Source organism: Plantactinospora alkalitolerans (genome assembly GCF_015690345.1).
Taxonomy (GTDB): domain Bacteria; phylum Actinomycetota; class Actinomycetes; order Mycobacteriales; family Micromonosporaceae; genus Plantactinospora; species Plantactinospora alkalitolerans.
In genome coordinates this window covers 1-16985 of record NZ_JADPUN010000027.1, presented here as the reverse complement: position 1 = coordinate 16985, position 16985 = coordinate 1, and the positions used below count along the sequence as shown (strand labels likewise).

The 16985-nt window shown below is 71.9% G+C and carries 15 protein-coding genes and 2 pseudogenes; 5 read left to right on the top strand and 12 right to left on the bottom strand.

The annotated features are described in order from the left end of the window. A partial coding sequence (gene leuE / locus I0C86_RS00665; RefSeq protein ID WP_196199177.1) for a leucine efflux protein LeuE occupies window positions 1-354 on the bottom strand: 354 nt, incomplete at its 3' end. Continuing rightward, a complete protein-coding gene (locus tag I0C86_RS00660) occupies window positions 351-1598 on the bottom strand; it encodes a bifunctional pyridoxamine 5'-phosphate oxidase family protein/GNAT family N-acetyltransferase (protein ID WP_196199176.1) in 1248 nt (415 codons plus the stop codon). The genes I0C86_RS00660 and leuE, both read right to left, overlap by 4 nt. Window positions 1599-1637: 39 nt before the next feature. Between I0C86_RS00660 and I0C86_RS00655 the strand changes: the two genes are divergently transcribed. Then, complete coding sequence (locus I0C86_RS00655; protein WP_196199175.1) at window positions 1638-2978, top strand: aminotransferase class I/II-fold pyridoxal phosphate-dependent enzyme; 1341 nt, start codon at window positions 1638-1640, stop codon at window positions 2976-2978. Between the two features lie 28 nt (window positions 2979-3006). Further along, the gene (locus I0C86_RS00650; RefSeq protein ID WP_196199174.1) at window positions 3007-3711 is read left to right on the top strand and encodes a UdgX family uracil-DNA binding protein; all 705 of its coding nucleotides are present in this window, start codon (window positions 3007-3009) and stop codon (window positions 3709-3711) included. Between the two features lie 76 nt (window positions 3712-3787). Here I0C86_RS00650 and I0C86_RS00645 read toward each other — a convergent pair whose 3' ends face one another. Next, window positions 3788-4258, bottom strand: coding sequence for a hypothetical protein (locus I0C86_RS00645; RefSeq protein WP_196199173.1), 471 nt, complete (start codon window positions 4256-4258; stop codon window positions 3788-3790). Between the two features lie 74 nt (window positions 4259-4332). Here I0C86_RS00645 and I0C86_RS00640 point away from each other — a divergent pair, with 74 nt between their 5' ends. Further along, the gene (locus I0C86_RS00640) at window positions 4333-5475 is read left to right on the top strand and encodes an acyl-CoA dehydrogenase family protein (RefSeq protein ID WP_196199172.1); all 1143 of its coding nucleotides are present in this window, start codon (window positions 4333-4335) and stop codon (window positions 5473-5475) included. A 124-nt stretch (window positions 5476-5599) separates the two neighbouring features. Next, a pseudogene (locus tag I0C86_RS42765) lies at window positions 5600-6352 on the top strand (MFS transporter); the annotation flags it as partial. A 105-nt stretch (window positions 6353-6457) separates the two neighbouring features. Here I0C86_RS42765 and I0C86_RS42760 read toward each other — a convergent pair. The 9 genes and pseudogenes from I0C86_RS42760 to I0C86_RS00595 form a co-directional block, all read right to left on the bottom strand. Next, window positions 6458-7321, bottom strand: a pseudogene (locus tag I0C86_RS42760) (MCE family protein); the annotation flags it as partial. After that, window positions 7318-8778 carry an MCE family protein gene (locus I0C86_RS00630; protein WP_230393300.1) on the bottom strand — a complete coding sequence of 487 codons (1461 nt, stop codon included), beginning with the start codon at window positions 8776-8778 and terminating at the stop codon, window positions 7318-7320. The gene I0C86_RS00630 and the pseudogene I0C86_RS42760, both read right to left, overlap by 4 nt. Further along, on the bottom strand, window positions 8775-10037 hold the full coding sequence (locus tag I0C86_RS00625; protein WP_196199170.1) for an MCE family protein: 1263 nt from the start codon (window positions 10035-10037) through the stop codon (window positions 8775-8777). Before I0C86_RS00625 ends, I0C86_RS00630 begins: the two co-directional genes overlap by 4 nt. A gap of 52 nt (window positions 10038-10089) precedes the next feature. Continuing rightward, a complete protein-coding gene (locus I0C86_RS00620; RefSeq protein ID WP_196199169.1) occupies window positions 10090-11076 on the bottom strand; it encodes an MCE family protein in 987 nt (328 codons plus the stop codon). Next, window positions 11073-12125, bottom strand: a complete 1053-nt coding sequence (locus I0C86_RS00615; protein WP_196199168.1) for an MCE family protein — start codon at window positions 12123-12125, stop codon at window positions 11073-11075. Before I0C86_RS00615 ends, I0C86_RS00620 begins: the two co-directional genes overlap by 4 nt. A 23-nt stretch (window positions 12126-12148) precedes the next feature. Further along, window positions 12149-13468 (bottom strand): MCE family protein, encoded by a 1320-nt coding sequence (locus I0C86_RS00610; RefSeq protein ID WP_196199180.1) that lies wholly within the window; start codon window positions 13466-13468, stop codon window positions 12149-12151. A gap of 10 nt (window positions 13469-13478) precedes the next feature. After that, entirely contained in the window at window positions 13479-14282 is an 804-nt protein-coding gene (locus I0C86_RS00605) for an MlaE family ABC transporter permease (protein WP_196199167.1), read from the bottom strand. 1 nt (window position 14283) lies between these two features. Next, window positions 14284-15165 (bottom strand): MlaE family ABC transporter permease, encoded by an 882-nt coding sequence (locus I0C86_RS00600; RefSeq protein WP_230393299.1) that lies wholly within the window; start codon window positions 15163-15165, stop codon window positions 14284-14286. After that, window positions 15162-16211, bottom strand: a complete 1050-nt coding sequence (locus tag I0C86_RS00595; RefSeq protein WP_323373392.1) for an ABC transporter ATP-binding protein — start codon at window positions 16209-16211, stop codon at window positions 15162-15164. The genes I0C86_RS00600 and I0C86_RS00595 overlap by 4 nt, the downstream gene beginning before the upstream one ends. A gap of 155 nt (window positions 16212-16366) precedes the next feature. On the opposite strand from I0C86_RS00595, the gene shbA reads away from it, so the two are divergent. Next, the gene (shbA, locus tag I0C86_RS00590; RefSeq protein ID WP_196199166.1) at window positions 16367-16945 is read left to right on the top strand and encodes an RNA polymerase sigma factor ShbA; all 579 of its coding nucleotides are present in this window, start codon (window positions 16367-16369) and stop codon (window positions 16943-16945) included. Window positions 16946-16985: the final 40 nt, after the last annotated feature.

The window sequence follows — 16985 nt, the reverse complement described above, 5'->3', positions numbered from 1 at the left end:
AGCATGCTGCGAGGCGCCTGGCGCCGCCGGGTCGTTGCGGGTACGCCAGCGGCGCCAGGCCCCTCGCAGCATGCTCAGTCCGAGATAACCGAGGTACGCCGCACCGGCGTACTTGATCACCATGAAGATCGGTGGGTGCGCCGTGAGCAGCGACGCCACCCCGGCGGCGGAGAGCGCCATCAGCACGGCGTCGCCGACGAACACCCCGGCGGCGGCGCGGTAACCCGTCCGTACCCCGGTCTTGGCGGCCGTGCTGAGCACGAAGAGCGAGTTGGGTCCGGGCAGCAGGATGATGGCCACGGTGCCCAGCAGGTACGTCCAGATGTCGGTGATCCCCAGCACGCTCGGAATCATCGCCCGGCCGGGACCGCCGAACGAAGCGATTTCCGCAGCTGAAGCTGTGCTTCCGGCCACTCGTCGGCGATCATGGCGTACTGCACGGTGTCCCGCCACGAGCCGTCCGGACGCTGCCGGTGGCGGCGGAGCACCGCTTCACGCCGGGCGCCGAGCCGCTCGATGGCCCGCTGCGAACGCTCGTTGCGGATGTCGGTGTGCCAGACCACCCGCTGCGCGCCCAGCTCCTCGAAGGCCCGGGTCAGCAGCAGCAGCTTCGCCTCGGTGTTGACTCCGGTACGCCACCAGCGGCGCCCCAGGAAGGTGTGTCCGATCGCGACCGTGCGGTGCTGGGGGTTGACCTCGTAGTAGGAGGTGGTGCCGATCACCTCTCCGGTGCCGGCGTCGAGTTGCACCCAGGGCACCCGCCCGCCCCGCCAGGCGGCGTCGAGCGCGGCTCGGACCACGTCGGCGAGTTCGCCCGGGCTGGTCGGCGGCGTGACGCTCAGGTGTTGCCAGACCTCGGGGTCACGGGTTGCCGCCCACAGTCCGGGGACGTGCGATTCGGCGAGGGGTTCGAGCCGGACGTGGGCGCCGGCCATCGGTGCGGGGGTGTGCCAGGGGGACAGCTCCGGACGCAGGTGGTCGGGCAGTGGCGCGGTGACCCCGGTGTCCGGCTCAGGTCGGCCGGTGGCCATCCGCAGCGGCAGTACGCCGGCCCAGTGCGGCAGGGCGAGGTCCTCTGGATCCTCGCGTACGCCGCCGGTGCGGGTCCGGACCGAGACCTCGCGCAGCGGCAGTGCCAGTACGGCGGTTTCGGCGAGTTCCCGGCGGTTGGGTGGCCGACTGGCGCCGGACCGCCCCCGGCCGACCTTCTCCACCAGCGCGGTCAGCACGGCGGCCTTCTCCGCCTCGGCGGTGACCAGGTGGGCGGTGCCGTGCACCACCACCGAGCGGAAGTTGGCGCTGTGGTGGAACTGGGAGCGGGCGTAGACCAGGCCGTCGAGGTGGGTGACCGCGACGCAGACCGGCAGTCCGGCGTCGCCCCGGGCGGCCAGCAGCGGCCGGCTGCCGGTGGAGCCGTGCAGGTAGAGCGTCTCGCCGATCCGCACGTGCAGGGTGGGTAGCAGCCGGGGCTCGCCGTCGACGGTGAACCCGAGATGGCAGTGGTACGCCTCGTCGAGGAGCTCGTCTGCGCTGCTCCGGCGGTAGTCGGTCCGACCCCGGTCGCGGGTGGCGGTGGTCCGGTGCGTCTGCTCGTACATCTCGCGTCCGCCTCTTTGTTATAGTACAATCCTTGAACTGTGACAGCACATTATCAGATCAGCGGGACGACGGCAGCCGAGATTCTGGCGAGTATCGAGACCGGTGTCCGGTTGGGAGAGTTGCCGGCCGGGGCGGCGCTGCCCGCCGTACGGGCCCTCGCCGACCAGCTCTCCGTCGCACCCGGAACGGTCGCCAAGGCGTACCAGGGGCTGCGCCAGCGCGGCGTGGTGGAGACCGCCGGTCGAAACGGCACCCGGGTCCGGCCCAAGCCGCCGGTCACCGCCGGTCGCGCCGAACTGCGGCTGCCGACGCCACCCGGCGCGCTCGACCTCTCCGTCGGCCAACCCGACTCCCGGCTGCTGCCACCGCTCGGACCCCACCTGGCCGCCCTGGCGTCCGTCGTGGGACCTCCGGTCAACTACAGCGGCGGCCGGGTACTGCCCGAACTGGTCGACGCGGCGCGGGAGCGACTGTCCGCCGACGGCGTACCGGCGGGGGCGGTGACGGTGACCGGAGGGGCCTCCGACGCCATCGAGCGGCTGCTCGTCACCAACCTCCGTCCCGGCGACGCCGTCGCCGTCGAGGACCCGGGCTGGGCCAACACCATCGACCTGGTCGCCAGCCTCGGGCTGCGGGTGGTGCCGATGTCGGTGGACGACGCCGGGCCGACCCCCGCCGGGCTGCGCGCCGCGCTGGCCGCCGGTGCCCGGGCCGTGCTCGTGACCAGCCGGGCACACAACCCGACCGGTGCGGCGGTCACCGCGCAACGGGCGGCGGCGCTGCGCGAGGTGCTGAGCAGACATCCCGACCTGCTGCTCGTCGAGGACGACCACGCCGCCGAGATCTCCGTGGAACCCCTGCACTGCCTGGCCGGGGCGACCACGACCTGGGCCTTCGTCCGCTCGGCGAGCAAGCCGTACGGGCCGGACCTGCGGGTCGCCGTGCTCACCGGTGACGAGGCCACGGTCGCCCGGGTCGCCGGACGGCTGCGTGGAGGATCCGGTTGGGTCTCCACAGTGCTGCAACGGCTCACCCTCTCCCTCTGGCGGGATCCGGCGGTCGCCGAACAGATCGCCCTGGCCCGGCGGAGCTACGCCGACCGGGTGGCCGCGCTCCGGGGCGCGCTCGCCGAGCGGGGACTGACCGGGCACGGCCGGACCGGCATCAACGTCTGGCTGACGGTTCCGGACGAGACCCGGGCGGTAGCCGTGCTGCGCGACGCGGGGTACGTGGTGGCGCCCGGCGCGCTCTTCCGGTTGAACAGCGGACCGGGTATCCGGATCACGGTCAGTCCGCTCGCCGAGCGGGACATCGAACCCCTGGCCGACGCGGTGGCCAGGGCCGCCATCTCCGCCACGCCGACCAGCCTCAGTGCGTGACGTCCGGGGTACGGGTAGAACATGCGCTATGCCTGAAACGGAGAGCGCGCCCGGAGCGCAGGAGTTCATTCCACCCGGCACCGACAGCCTGGCCGCACTGCGCGACGCGGCCGGCGGCTGCCGTGGCTGTGAGCTGTACCGGGACGCCACCCAGACGGTCTTCGGCCGGGGTGACGAGCGCGCCCGGGTGGTCTTCGTCGGCGAGCAGCCCGGCGACGTGGAGGACGTCCAGGGGCTGCCCTTCGTCGGCCCGGCCGGGCACCTGTTGCGCCGGGCCGTGGACGAGGCCGGCATCGATCCGAAGCACCTCTACATCACGAACGCCGTAAAGCACTTCCGGTTCGAGATGCGGGGCAAGCGCCGGCTGCACAAGACCCCCGACCGGGTGCACATCGTCGCCTGCCGGCCCTGGCTGGTCGCCGAGTTCGCCCAACTGGACCCCGAGGTCGTGGTGGTGCTCGGCGCGACCGCCGCCAAGGCGCTGCTCGGCCCGTCGTTCCGGGTCACCCAGTCCCGGGGCGTTCTGCTGCCCTGGCCCGAGTCGGCCCAGCGACCGCAGGACTTCGCGAAGGTGCCGGTCGGGCCGACCGGGCAGCGGAAGTCCGTCGCGCCGACCCAACTCGTCGCCACCATCCATCCGTCGGCGGTGCTCCGGGCCGACGACCACGACGCCGCGTACGCCGGCCTGGTCGCCGACCTCAAGGTGGTGGCCGGCGCGCTCGGCTTACCATGACCTGCCGCCTACCCCGAGGGAACCGCCATGCCGCTGGCCGGTCCGGCGTCGCCAACCGGGAGTGGAGTGTCGGTAGCTATACGATCGAGAAGAGACGATCCACCGGGTCCACCACGACGGCCAGCAACGCGCCGGGCACGAGGGCCGGGTCGTCGGCGCGGATCGTCTCCGCCTCGAAGGTGGCGAACCCGGGCCCGCTGATCCGCAGCCGGAGTTCCAGCCCGGGCTCCTCGCCGCCCAGGTGGTTGGCCACGGCGAGAATCTCCGCCGTCGCGGCGACACCGGCGGCAGCGAGCTGACGCGCGTCGCGACGCGAGCGGGTGACCAGGCGCTGGCCGAAGACGCCGAAGCCGACCCCGATGAGTGTCGCCAGTACGCCACCGGCGAGCAGGCCCCAGAAGTCCGTGGGCGACTGCCGTGGGTCCACTGTCACCGCGACGACGAGCAGGACCGGTCCGGGCAGGCAGATGGCCAGGAACATCAGTCGGCTGAGTAGGGCGCCGATCGGACCGACGCGCGCTTCCGCCTCCCGGGGTGTACCCGCCATCCCCGAACCCTAGTGCAGCACCCGGGAGGTGACGGGGGTTGGGTTGGCCGGCACCCCCGGGCAGACTGGCCGGCATGCAGCAGCACCTCTACGAGCCGGTACACGACGAGTTCCGGGCACTGTGCCGGGCGTTCCTGGCCCGCGAGGCGGTGCCGTACCACGACCGCTGGGAGGCCGACGGGATCGTCGACCGGGAGGTCTGGCGCCGGGCCGGTGCCGCCGGGCTGCTGGGCATGGACGTTCCCGAGGAGTACGGCGGAGGCGGTCAACGGGACTTCCGGTTCAACGCGGTACTGGTGGAGGAGGTTGTCGCCGCTGGCTGCTCCGGCCTCGGGTTCGGGCTGCACAACGACGTGGTGGCGCCGTACCTGACGGAACTGGGGACCGAGGAGCAGCGTCGGCGCTGGCTGCCCGGGTTCTGCTCCGGTGACCTGGTCACCGCGATCGCGATGAGCGAGCCGGGTGCGGGTTCCGACCTGGCCGGGATCCGGACCACGGCGGTCCGGGACGGGGACGGGTACGTCCTCAACGGACAGAAGACGTTCATCACCAACGGTGAGCTGGCCGATCTGGTGGTGGTCGTGGTGAAGACGGCCGCCGACCGGGGGGCGCACGGGGTCAGCCTGATCGTGGTGGAGCGGGGCACGCCCGGCTTCACCCGGGGACGCCGGCTGGCCAAGGTCGGGCTGAAGGCCAACGACACCGCCGAGCTGTTCTTCGACGACTGCCGGGTGCCGGCGGAGAATCTGCTCGGGACCGAGAACGAGGGCTTCTACCACCTGATGGGCAACCTTCCCCGGGAGCGGCTCGGTATCGCGGTCGCGGCGGTCGCCGCCGCCGAACGGCTGCTCGCGGTCACCGTCGAGTACGCCCGCTCGCGGCAGGCGTTCGGCCAGCCGATCGGGGCGTTCCAGCACAACCGGTTCCTGCTCGCCGAGCTGGACACCGAGATCACCATTGCCCGTACCTTCCTGAACCACTGCGTCGCCGAGCTCGACGCCGGGCGGTTGTCGGCGGTGGACGCGGCGAAGGTCAAGTGGTGGACCACCGAGTTGCAGAACCGGGTCGCCGACCGCTGCGTACAACTGCATGGGGGGTACGGCTACATGCTGGAGTACCCGGTCGCGAAGGCCTGGCTGGACGGCCGGGTACAGACGATCTACGGCGGGACGACCGAGATCATGAAGGAGATCATCGGCCGCGAACTGGGCCTGTAGCACATCGACCACCGGGTACGCCGTCGGCGAATCGGGGTTGTTAACCGGATGTTCCCGTGTTTCGCTCCCGGTGAGCCGTGGCCCGAACCCGGGTGGCGGCCGACCTGAACGGGGGAGCGGGCCGATGGCGACGGAGTTGAAGACCGGAACGGTCGGGCGGGCGGCCGAGCCGGACCGTTCCGACGTCCCCCGGATCCAGCGGCGCACGCTGTGGCTGCTCAGCCTCACCCAGGTCATCGGCGGGATCGGCATGACCATCGGGATGTCGGTCGGCGTGCTGCTCGCCGCCCGGATCGGCGGTACCGCCATCTCCGGCCTCGCGCAGAGCGCCTCGGTGGTCGGCGGGGCGCTGCTCGCCGTACCGGTGACCCGGATCATGCGGACCGGCGGCCGGCGACCCGGGCTGGTCACGGCGTACCTGACCGGCGCGCTGGGCGGGGCCCTGATCGTCGTGGCGGCGGTGACCGACTGGGTTCCGCTGCTCTTCGTCGGCATGCTGCTCTTCGGCGGCGGCACGGCCGCCAACCTCCAGGCCCGGTACGCCGCCGTCGACCTGGCCGAGCCGGCCCGGCGTGGCCGGCAGCTGTCGATCGTGGTCTGGGCCACCACGATCGGTGCGGTGACCGCGCCGAACCTGGCCGCGCCGGCCGACGACGCGCTCCGCTGGCTCGGGTTGCCCCTGTTGGCCGGCCCGTTCGTGTTCAGCGTGCTCGCCTTCGTGCTCGCCGCCGGCGTACTCCTGGTGCTGCTCCGCCCCGACCCGCTGCTGACCGCGCGCCGGATCGCCGCCGCCGGGCCGGGGGGCCTTCCCGCTGCCCCGCACGCTGGAGCCGCGAGCCGTCTCCGCCCCGGTGCAGCGGGTGGTCGTTCCGGTGTACACACAGGACGGAGGATCACCGATGTTCACCACCAGGCCGAAATGCGCCGTACCGTCCCCCGGGGCGACGGTGAAACCGCCGTCGACCACGAGCGGGTAGACCACGAGCAGTTGCTCGATCCCGGGCAACCGTCGGGTGGCCACCCCGTTCACCGAGATCAGATTGCCGAGCAGGGTGCCGATCGACGGATCCAGGTCGCGTACCAGCCCGACCAGTTCGGTGGCGGCGGGCGGCCCGTCGGCGAGAATCCTGCGCAGATCGGGGTCGGCCGCCCGGACCGTCGCGGCGAGCCGGGCCAGCCCGTCTGCCCAGCGCCGCAACGCGGCGGCGGACTCCTCCTGGGTACGCAGCACCGTCCGCCCGTCCCGGATCAGCGCCACCGTCTCGGGCAGCCGGGCGGTCGCCTCGGCCAGCAGGGCGCCGCCGGCGTCGAGAATCCGGCGCAGTGCCTCCTCGTTGCCCTCGAACGCGTCCCCCAACTCGTCGATCACCACCGCCAGGTCGTCCGGGTCGATCGACCGGACCAACGCGTCGAGGTTGGTCAGCAGGGCCTCCGGAGCCAGCGGAATCCCGGTCCGGTCCGCCGGGATCACCGAGCCGTCCCGCAGGTAGGGGCCGTCATCGCGCTCGGGGCGGAGGTCGACGTACTGTTCGCCGACGGCGGAGCGCTGCGACACCACCGCCCGCAGGTCGGCCGGCACCCGGATCTTCCCGTCCAGGCGCAGGTCCACCCGTACCGTGCCGGTGCGCAGGGTCACCCTCTCGACCCGTCCGACAGGTACGCCCCGATAGCTGACCGACGCGTTCGGGAAGATGCCGCCGGCCTCGGCGAAGTCGGCGTGTACGAGGTAACCGGCGCCGAACAGCCGGTCGCCGAGCCCGACGTAACGCACCGCCACGTAGCCGACCCCGAGCAGGCTGACCACGAGGAACACCAGGAGCTGGATTCGGGCCGTACGTCCGATCATTCGAGCAGCCCTCCGCCGAGTACGTCGAGCAGCCCGCCGGTCCGCCCGTTCGTTGCCCCGTCCGGCGGCGGCAGCAGGCAGCCGGCCGACAGGATGGTCCCCAGCGGCAGCCTGGTGCCGGGTGGGAAGACGGTTCCCGGCGGCACCACGCCGCCCGGCGGCAGCAGCCCGCCCAGCGGCAGTACGGATCCGGGCCGCAGCAGCTTGCAGTCCGGCGGCAGTTTGCACTCCGGCAGCAGCGGCGGCAACCAGTCCAGCGGAAGCAGGCCGCCGACCGGTAGACAGATCGCGGGCAGTACGCCGGGCAGCAGCGGCCCGATCCCGTCCGGCCGGTCATCGGTCCCGCCGGGACGCTGGCCGCCGCTCGACGGCTTGGACCGGTCCGGGCCGGAGCCGCCGGACGGGGACCTCGTCGGCGGCTTCGCGACCGGCTTCGCCGAGAACAGGTTGGCGAGGATGCTCGCGGCGTCCAGGTCGGCGGTCATCGACATGTTGATGAAGTCCCCGACGATCGCGCCGGTCACGTTCGGCGGGAACGGGTACGACAGCATGAAGTCCAGCGACTTCGGCAGGGCGTCGCCGGCCCGGACCAACTGGTCCAGGATCGGTTGCAGGGCCCGCAGGCTGGCGACGGTGTCCTCGCGGCTCTCGATGACGACCCGGCTGCCGACCCGGCCCAACTCGCCGAGCGCGGTCAGCGCGTCGCTGAGCTGCTCCCGCTGCTGCGCCAGTACGCCGAGACCGGGGTCGAGTGCCGTCAGCGCGTCGCCGAGCACCGCACGTTGCCGGGACAGCCGGCCGGTCAGCCGGTCGAGCGCGTCCACCGCCCGGACCAGATCGGCCTTCTGCCGGTCGAGTCCGCCGACGAAGGCGTCCAACTGGCGCAGCGCGTCCTTGGCGGTCGACTCCCGGCCCTCCAGCGCCCGCGACAGCTCCTCGTTGATCGTCTTGAGTTGGGCCAGCCCGCCGCCGTTGAGCAGTAGCCCGAGCGCGGCCAGCACCTCCTCGACCTCGGCCGACCGTCTGGTCCGGGACAGCGGGATGACGGCACCCTCGGTGAGCTGTCCGGTGGGGGACTCGGTGACCGGGGCGGCGACCGCGACGTACTTCTCGCCGAGCAGGCTGGTCTGCCGGACCGCCGCGGTGGCGTTGCCGGGCAGTTGTACCGCGCGGTCGATCCGTAGCCGGGCCCGGGCGGTCCAACCGGAGAGGGAGATCTTCTCGACCGAGCCCACGGTCACGTCGTTGACCTTGACGGCGGCCTGTGGCACCAGATCGAGCACGTCGGCGAACTCCACCGTGACCCGGTACGCCGGACCGGACGGCGCACCGCCGGGCAGCGGCAGGTCGGCCAGCTCCGGCAGGCCGCAGCCACCGACCGCAACGGCCGTCGCCGTGAGCATCGCGACCAGCGCGGTCGGCGCGGATCTACGTCCCCGAAACCTGGTGGTGTTCATTTGACACCTCGCAGGATCCCGCCGAGGGTGCGGTCCAGCGACACCTCCGGCCCCGGTGTCCCCTGAGCGGGCGCGGGAGTCGGCGGATCACCGCCCGTCGCCGGGTTCGGGGTTGCCGGTCCGGGCTTGGTCGACGGCGGCAGGTTGAGCAGTTTGCGGAGGTCCTCCGGCAGCGGGAGCCGCTTCAGGTTCAGGGTCTGGGCCAGCTCGAAACAGTGCCGGGGCACCTTCGGCGCCGGCAGCAGGTCCGCCAGCACCGCGCAGATGTAGGCGGCCGGATCGTACGGCCCCAGCACGTTGTCCCGGGTGTCCAGGGTGCCGGACCGGGCGTTGTAGGCCAGGTTCAGGTTGGACAGCGCCAGCGGTGCCACGTCCAGGATCTTGATGAGCGCCTTCTGCTGCCGGGCCAGCACGCCCGTGACGTCGGCCAAAGCGTCCACGTTGGACTCCAGGAGGTCACGGTTCTGCCGGATGAAGCCGGTGACGTCGGCCAGTGCGGCGGCGAGGTTGCGCAGCGCGGCGGCGAGATCGTCCCGTTCGGCGGCGAGCTGACCGGCGACGTCGGCGAGCTGCTGGTTGAAGCCGCGTACCTGCTGGTCGCTGCGGGCCAGCGCGGTGGTGAACTGTTGCAGGTTCGCCACCGTGCCGAAGAGGTCCTGCCGCCCCTGCGCGAGGGTGTCGAGCGCCCGGGACAGCCCGTCGAGGGTGTCGTGCAGCTCCGCGCCGTTGCCGGCCAGGTTGGCCCGGCCGGTCTTCAGCAGGTCGGAGAGGGCACCCTCGGCGTTCGCGCCGGTCGGGCCGAGTGCCTGGTTGAAGTCGTCCAGCGCGCGGTAGATGTCGTCGATCTCCATCGGTGCCGCCGTCCGCTGCTCCGGCAGGTCCGCCCCGTCGGGCAACCGGGCACCTCCGGAGTAGGCCGGGGTGAGCTGCACGTACCGGTCGCTGACCAGGCTCGGCGGGACGATAACCGCCGACGCGTCCGCCGGGATGTCGTGCTTCGCGTCGTACCGCAGCTCGATCCGGACCGTCCGTCCCTCCGGTACGACCGCGACGACCTCGCCGATCCGGACCCCGAGCACCCGTACGTCCGAGCCGACGTACACCCCGACCGCCCGGCTGAAGTGGGCGACGACGTACCGCTGCGGCGGACCCGGGTACGGCACGGTGACCGCCGCCGCCGCGACGACCAGCAGCGCCACCACGGCGGCGAGCAGCGCCCTCCGCCGCCTCGGCGAGCTGGGCAGGGTCGGCCGGCGCATCAGCGTCCTCCCGTCGTCGGCGACATCAGCGCGTCCCGCGTCGTCGGCGACATCAGCGTTTCTCCGTCGTCGGCACGTACGGCTGGAGCAGTCCGCGCAGGTACGAGTCGAACCACCGCCCGTTGCCGAGCACGTTGGTGAACGAGTCGAGGAACGGCCCCATCCGCTGCAACGTGTTCTCCAGGTTGTCCCGGTTGCGTTGCAGGATCGCGACCACGCCGCGCAACTGCCGCAGCGTCGGCTCCAGCGTGCTCCGGTTGTCGGCGACCAGGCCGGAGAGCTGGCTCGCCAGGTCCCGGGTGCCGACCAGCAGGTCGTGGATCGCGTCACGCCGCCGGCTCACCTCGGCCAGCAGCGCGGTCCCGTCGGCGACCAGCCGCCGGAAATCCTCGTCCCGGGCGGCCAGTACGTCGGTGACGTCCCGGGCCCGGGTCAGCAGCTGACGCAGTTCGGCGTCCCGGCTGGCGACCGTCCGGGACAGCCGGGAGAGCCCGTCCAGCGAGGACCGTACGTTCGCCGGGGTGTCGGCGAAGGTCTCCGACAGCGCGGTGAACGCCGACGCCAACTGCTCGGTGTCGATGTCGTCGAAGGTGCCGGCGAGCCCGGTGACCGCCTGCATCACGTCGAACGGCGAGGCGGTGCGCGTCAACGGGATCTCGGCGCCCTCGGGCAGCCGGCCCGATCCGGCCGGGGCCAGTGCGAGGTACTTCTGCCCGAGCACGGTCTTGATCCGGATCGTCGCCCCGGTGTCCTGCCCGAGCCGGACGCCGTCGTCGTCGAGCCGGAACCGCACCCGGACGTACGGGCCGGTGTCGCCCCGGGCCAGGTCCACCTCGGTCACCTTGCCGACCCGTACCCCGGCGACCCGGACCTCGTTGCCGACGGCCAACCCACTGGCGTCCCGGAACGCCGCCTGGTAGGGCCGATCGCCGAGCGCGACCAGGTCGTCGAGCCGGAACGCGGCGAGCAGCACCCCGGCCAGCACGGCCAGTCCGACCGCGCCGACGACGACGGGATTGCGTTCCCGGAACGGCTTCATCGGGCACCTGCCGGTCCGGCGCACCGCGCCGCGGTGGAGCTGAACGTGGCCGGGTTGATCGCGCCGTGTCCGGCCAGCGCGATCCGGCCGTCGAAGTCGCACATGAAGAAGTTGAGCCAGGAACCGTGCGAGGCGGTCCGGGTCAGCGCCTCGTACCGGCCGGGCAGCCGGCCGAGCGTTCCGTCGAGCACCGCCGAGTTGCGGTTCAGGGTGCCGGCCAGTTCGCCGAGGGCGGTCACGTCGGCGGCGATCGCCGGCCGGGAGTCGGCCAGCAGCCCCGCCGTGGTGCCGGTGAGCTTGCCCAGGTTGACCAGCGCCTCGCCGATCGCCTCCCGGTCGCCGGCAAGGCCGGAGACGAACTGCTGCAACGACCGGATCGTCTGGTCCAGTTCGTCGTCGCGGTCGGCCAGGGTGGCCAGCACCGAGTTCAGGTTGGTGATCACCCGGCCGATCACCGCGTCCCGGTCGGCGAGGGTGTTGGTCAGCGAGGCGGTGTGCGCCAGCAGGCTGGAGACCGTACCGCCCTCGCCCTGGAGCACCTGGATGATCTCGTACGCCAGCTTGTTGACGTCGTCCGGGGTCAACGCGGTGAACAGTGGCCGGAATCCGTTGAAGAGGGTGGTCAGGTCGAGCGCCGGGGTGGTCTGGGTGAGCGGGATCAGCCCGTCCGGGCGGAGCGGCGGGCCGGTGCCGGGTCCCTCGGCGAGCGCGACGTAACGCTGGCCGACCAGGTTGCGGTAGCGGATCTTCGCGAGGACGGTCGTGGCCAGCGGCACCTCCTCGGTGATCGTCAGCGAGACCTCCGCCACGCTGTTCTCGACCACCCGGATCTCGTCGACCCGGCCGACCCGTACTCCCGCGATCCGGACGTCGTCGCCCGGCAGCAGGCCGGTGACGTCGGTGAACCTGGCCCGGTAGCTGGTGCCGCCGAACGAGACCGAGCCGAGGGCCTGGCCGAGCAGCGCGGTGAGCAGCAGCGTCACCACGGCGAACGCGACGAGCTTGACCAACGACGCGACCGGAACCCGGCTGAGACCGTGCCTCGTCATGACGCCTCCTTCGCCTCGCCCCGTCACGGCAGGTTCACCACCGCTCCACGTAGCAGCGGGCCCCAGAGCAGTACCGCGATGTCGGGGACCTCCACCGGCAGGCTGTTGGTGGCGGCGCCGATGATCGGTTTGATCAGATCCTGTTCCTCGGCCGTGCCGGCGTATCCCATCGCGGGCGCGGAGCCGGTGGCGGAACCGGACGCGGCGGCCGGCGGGATTCCGACCGGCAGCTTGACCGGACCGGGTCGGGAGCCACCGTGGTCGTAGCCGTCGGTGACCTGGACCTCCGGGGCCGGCGGCGACGGATTGGGCAGTTCCCGGCACTGCGGGCCGGTCCGCGCGCCGTAGACCGGGTCGTCCCGGCCGGGCTGGTACGCCCCGTTGTCCCGGGTCACCTCCAGGGTGATGTGCATCCGCCCGTTCCGGAACACCTCCTCGACCCGGGGTTGCAGCGCCACCAGCCCGCGCATCAGGCACGGATACTCCGGGGCGTAGGTGGCGAGCAGTTCCAGCACCGGACGGGTCACCTCGCCGAACCGGATGAGTTGGTCGTCGTGCCGGTCGAGGAAGATCCGGGTCACGTCGGCGGCCTCGGTCGTGTCGGCGAGGAACGCGGCGAGCTGGGTCCGCTGGTCGGCGATCGTGGTCGCCGTGGGTGTCACGTCCCGGAGGATGTCCAGCAGGTCGGGCAGTGCCGCGTCGTACGCGTCCAGGACGGCGGCGAGCCGGCGTACGTCCTCGGTGATCGTCGGCAGTTCGCGGTTCAGTTCCTTGAGGTAGCCGTCCAGCGCCTCCAGGTTCTTCCCGAACTGCTCGCCCCGCCCGTCCAGCGCGGTGGCCAGCGCGGCCAGGGTGCTGGCCAGCTTGTCCGGCCGGATCGACTGCAACAGCGGCAGTGCCGCGTCGAGCACCCGTTCCAGCTCGACACCGTTGCGGCTGCGGTCCTGGCTGATCACCGCGCCGGCCCGGATCGGACCGGCGGTGGAGTCGGGCGCGGCGACGAGTGCGACGTACCGCTCGCCGAAGAGGGTCTTCGGCAGCAGTCGGGCGGTGACGTCGGCCGGGATCCGCCCGATCAGCGCCGGGTCGAGCGCGAGCCGGAGCCGGGCCTGAGCGCCGTCGCTGGCGATCTCGCGTACCTCGCCGACCGGAACACCGCGCAGTTTCACCTCCGCGCCGGGGCTGAGCTGCATCCCGGTCTGCGCCGTGTAGAGGGTCACCCAGGCGACCGGGGTGAACACCTTGCGGTACTGGAGGACGGCCAGCGACAGCGCCGCGACGAGTACCACCACGAATACGATGCCGAGTATCCGCCGGCCGGCGACCGATCCCCGATGCTCCATGCTCACCCGTTCACCCCGCGATCCGGACGGTCGTGGTCGCGCCCCAGATGGCCAGCGACAGGAAGAAGTCGACGATGTTGACCGAGACGATCGCCAGCCGTACGGCGCGGCCGACGGCGATCCCGACCCCGGCCGGTCCACCGCTGGCGGTGTAGCCGTAGTAGCAGTGCACGAGGACGACGATCACGCTGAACACCAGCACCTTGCCGAACGACCAGAGCACGTCCACCGGGGGCAGGAAGAGGTGGAAGTAGTAGTCGTAGGTGCCCGCCGACTGTCCGAAGTAGAAGACCGCGATGGTCCGGGTGGCGAGGTAGCTGGAGAGCAGGCCGAGCACGTACAGCGGGATGACCGCGACGAAGCCGGCGATCATGCGGGTGGTGACCAGGAACGGCAGCGAGGGCACGCCCATCACCTCCAGGGCGTCGACCTCCTCGGAGATCCGCATCGCGCCGAGTTGGGCGGTGAATCCGCATCCCACCGTCGCCGACAGGGCGAGCGCGGCGACCAGCGGCGCGATCTCCCGGGTGTTGAAGTACGCCGAGACGAAGCCCGTGAAGGCGCTGCTGCCGAGCTGGTTCAGGGCCTGGTAGCCCTGTAGGCCGACCTCGGTGCCGGTGAAGAAGGTCAGGAAGCAGATCACCCCGACGGTGCCGCCGGTCACCGCCAGCGCGCCCCGACCGAAGCTGATCTCGGCGAGCAGGCGTACCACCTCGCGCTTGTAGCGGCGCAGGGTGCGCGGCGCCCAGGCGAACGCGCGCAGGTAGAAGGCGAGTTGCCCGCCGAGGTCGTCCAGGGTACGCAGCATCGGCATCTCACATCCCCCGCTGCGGTACGAGTTGGAAGTAGACCGCGGTGAGAACGAAGTTCAGCGCGAAGAGCAGCATGAACGTGAGCACCACGCTCTGGTTGACCGCGTCGCCGACCCCCTTCGGCCCGCCCTTCGCCGTCATCCCGTGGTACGACGCCACCAGCGCGGCGACCGCACCGAACAGCAGTGCCTTCACCTCGCCGACGATCAGGTCCGGCAACTGGCCCAGGGCCTGGAAACTGGCCAGGTAGGCGCCCGGGGTACCGCCCTGGAGGACCACGTTGAAGAAGTAGCCGCCGGCGACACCGACGACGCTGACCAGGCCGTTGAGCAGTACGGCGACCAGCATCGAGGCGATGATCCGGGGTACCACCAGGCGGTGGATCGGATCGATTCCGAGCACCTCCATCGCGTCCAGCTCCTCGCGGATCTTCCGGGCGCCCAGGTCGGCGCAGATCGCCGAACCACCGGCACCGGCGATGATCAGCGCGGTCACGATCGGGCTGGCCTCGCGTACCACGGCGAGGACGGAGGCGGCGCCGGTGAACGACTGGGCGCCGAGCTGACGTACCAGGGAGCCGAGTTGCAGCGCGATCACCGCGCCGAACGGGATCGCGACCAGCGCGGCCGGCAGGATCGACACCGAACTGATGAACCAGGCCTGCTGCACGAACTCCCGGACCTGGAAGGGGCGCCGGAACACGCTGCGCAGCGCGTCCAGGCAGAACGCGAAGAAGTGCCCGGGTCCGCGCAGCCCGGCGGCGAACCGGCCAGCCGCCGTCGCACCGGTCACCGTCGGTCCGGTCACCGTCGGTCCGGTCACCGTCGGCTCGGCCGGCGCCGGTCCGGCAGTGGTCGGCTCGACCGCCTTCGGCCCACTACTCATCGGAGCACCTCGTCGGGTTGCCGGGCGTCGGGTTGCCAGGCGCTGCCGTCCGCGTTCCGGAACGATCCGGCCGGCGGCACGATGCCGTGCTCCGCGCACCACTGCCCCGGTGGCTGCTCCGCCCGGCGCGGCCGACCGTCGGAGGGGCGGAGCTGGAGCGGGATGGCGGGCAGCGGCGGAAGCTCCACCCCGGCCTCGGCCTCGGCCCGCAACTCGTCGGAGTCCTTCTCCTCGGCCATCCCGATCGGACCGATCCGCTGTGCGCCCAGGAACTGCCGGACCACCGGCTCGGTGCTGGAGAGCAGCATCTCGCGGGGACCGAACATGGCCAGGTGGCCGTGGTAGATCAGCCCGATGTTGTCCGGCACCGTACGCGCGGTGTTGATGTCGTGCGTGACGATCAGGAACGTCGCCCCGGTCTGCTGGTTGAGGTCGATGATGAGCTGGTTGAGGTAGGCGGTGCGGACCGGGTCCAGCCCGGAGTCGGGCTCGTCGAACAGGATGATCCGGGGATCCAGCACCAGGGCCCGGGCCAGACCGGCCCGTTTCCGCATGCCGCCGGAGATCTGGCCCGGCAGTTTCCGCTCCGCGCCGAGCAGCCCGACCATCTCCAGCTTCTCGTGCACCACGGCCCTGATCTCCGACTCGGACTTCCGGGTGTGCTCACGCAGCGGAAAGGCGACGTTGTCGTAGATCGTCATCGACCCGAACAGCGCGCCGTCCTGGAACAGCACGCCGAAGAGCTTGCGGACCTGGTACAGGGCACGCTCGGAGAGCCGGGGGAGATTCTGCTCCTCGATCCAGATCGCGCCCCGGTCGGGCTTCAGCAGTCCGACCAGCGTCTTGAGGAACACCGACTTGCCGGTGCCGGAGGGACCGAGCAGCACCGAGATCTCGCCCGCCGGCAGGGTCAGACTCACGTCCGACCAGACCGGCTGACCGCCGAAGGACTTGGTCAGCCCTTCGACGCGCACCTCGACGCCCATCCGTGCTCCCGCCGCCCGCACCCCGGTGGACGTGTCGCCACCGCCGTCTGTGGTGGACATCGCGCCAGCACCGTCCGGCGTAACAGCGTTAGCGGGTAATTCTTCGACTACTTTGTGTTCCGTGCCTTGTCGGTCCGCACCCCGCCGGTGGTGCGAATGCCGCGGTGCGGATACGGTGCGGTTAACCCACCGGTAACGAAGGTGCAGCCCCATAGATGACCGCAGCACCCGAGACAGATCTCGTCGCTCGGGCCGTCCGTCGCGACCCCGAGGCAACGGCGACGCTGCTCGCCGAGGTCCGCCCCGGTCTGGTCCGATACTGTCGGGCTCGGCTGGGCCGGATCGGCGGCGCGTACGCCACCGCCGACGACGTGGCCCAGGAGGTGTGTCTCGCGGTGCTGCACGCGCTGCCCCGCTACCGCGACGAGGGCCGCCCGTTCTCCGCGTTCCTGTACGGCATAGCCGCACACAAGGTCGCCGACGCGCAGCGGGCCGCGATCCGGGACTCCACCGTCACGGCACCGGCCGCACTGCCCGACGGTCCGGACGCCGATCCCGGCCCTGAGCAGCGGGCCGTCGCGACCGATCTCGCACGCCGGCTCTCCGCGCTGCTGGCCCGGCTGAGCGAGGTGCAGCGGGAGATCGTCCTGCTGCGGGTGGCGGTCGGGCTGACCGCCGACGAGGTGGGCGTCATCGTGGGAATGTCGGCCGCTGCCGTCCGGGTGACCCAGTCGCGAGCCCTCGCCCGGCTGCGCTCACTCGCCGGTACCGCCCTGGACGAGGTCGCCGCATGAGTAACCTGCGGGACGAGGGAGGGCGGGGCGACGGCGTGGG

Excerpts from the sequence above, each read along its gene's own strand:
- I0C86_RS00660 (WP_196199176.1), bottom strand. The coding sequence starts at position 1,598 with ATGTACGAGCAGACGCACCGGACCACCGCCACCCGCGACCGGGGTCGG.
- I0C86_RS00650 (WP_196199174.1), top strand. The coding sequence starts at position 3,007 with ATGCCTGAAACGGAGAGCGCGCCCGGAGCGCAGGAGTTCATTCCACCC.
- I0C86_RS00645 (WP_196199173.1), bottom strand. The coding sequence starts at position 4,258 with ATGGCGGGTACACCCCGGGAGGCGGAAGCGCGCGTCGGTCCGATCGGC.
- I0C86_RS00625 (WP_196199170.1), bottom strand. The coding sequence starts at position 10,037 with ATGCGCCGGCCGACCCTGCCCAGCTCGCCGAGGCGGCGGAGGGCGCTG.
- I0C86_RS00605 (WP_196199167.1), bottom strand. The coding sequence starts at position 14,282 with ATGCCGATGCTGCGTACCCTGGACGACCTCGGCGGGCAACTCGCCTTC.
- I0C86_RS00620 (WP_196199169.1), bottom strand. The coding sequence starts at position 11,076 with ATGAAGCCGTTCCGGGAACGCAATCCCGTCGTCGTCGGCGCGGTCGGA.
- I0C86_RS00600 (WP_230393299.1), bottom strand. The coding sequence starts at position 15,165 with ATGAGTAGTGGGCCGAAGGCGGTCGAGCCGACCACTGCCGGACCGGCG.
- I0C86_RS00610 (WP_196199180.1), bottom strand. The coding sequence starts at position 13,468 with ATGGAGCATCGGGGATCGGTCGCCGGCCGGCGGATACTCGGCATCGTA.
- I0C86_RS00595 (WP_323373392.1), bottom strand. The coding sequence starts at position 16,211 with ATGTCCACCACAGACGGCGGTGGCGACACGTCCACCGGGGTGCGGGCG.
- shbA (WP_196199166.1), top strand. The coding sequence starts at position 16,367 with ATGACCGCAGCACCCGAGACAGATCTCGTCGCTCGGGCCGTCCGTCGC.
- I0C86_RS00630 (WP_230393300.1), bottom strand. The coding sequence starts at position 8,778 with ATGAACACCACCAGGTTTCGGGGACGTAGATCCGCGCCGACCGCGCTG.
- I0C86_RS00615 (WP_196199168.1), bottom strand. The coding sequence starts at position 12,125 with ATGACGAGGCACGGTCTCAGCCGGGTTCCGGTCGCGTCGTTGGTCAAG.
- I0C86_RS00640 (WP_196199172.1), top strand. The coding sequence starts at position 4,333 with ATGCAGCAGCACCTCTACGAGCCGGTACACGACGAGTTCCGGGCACTG.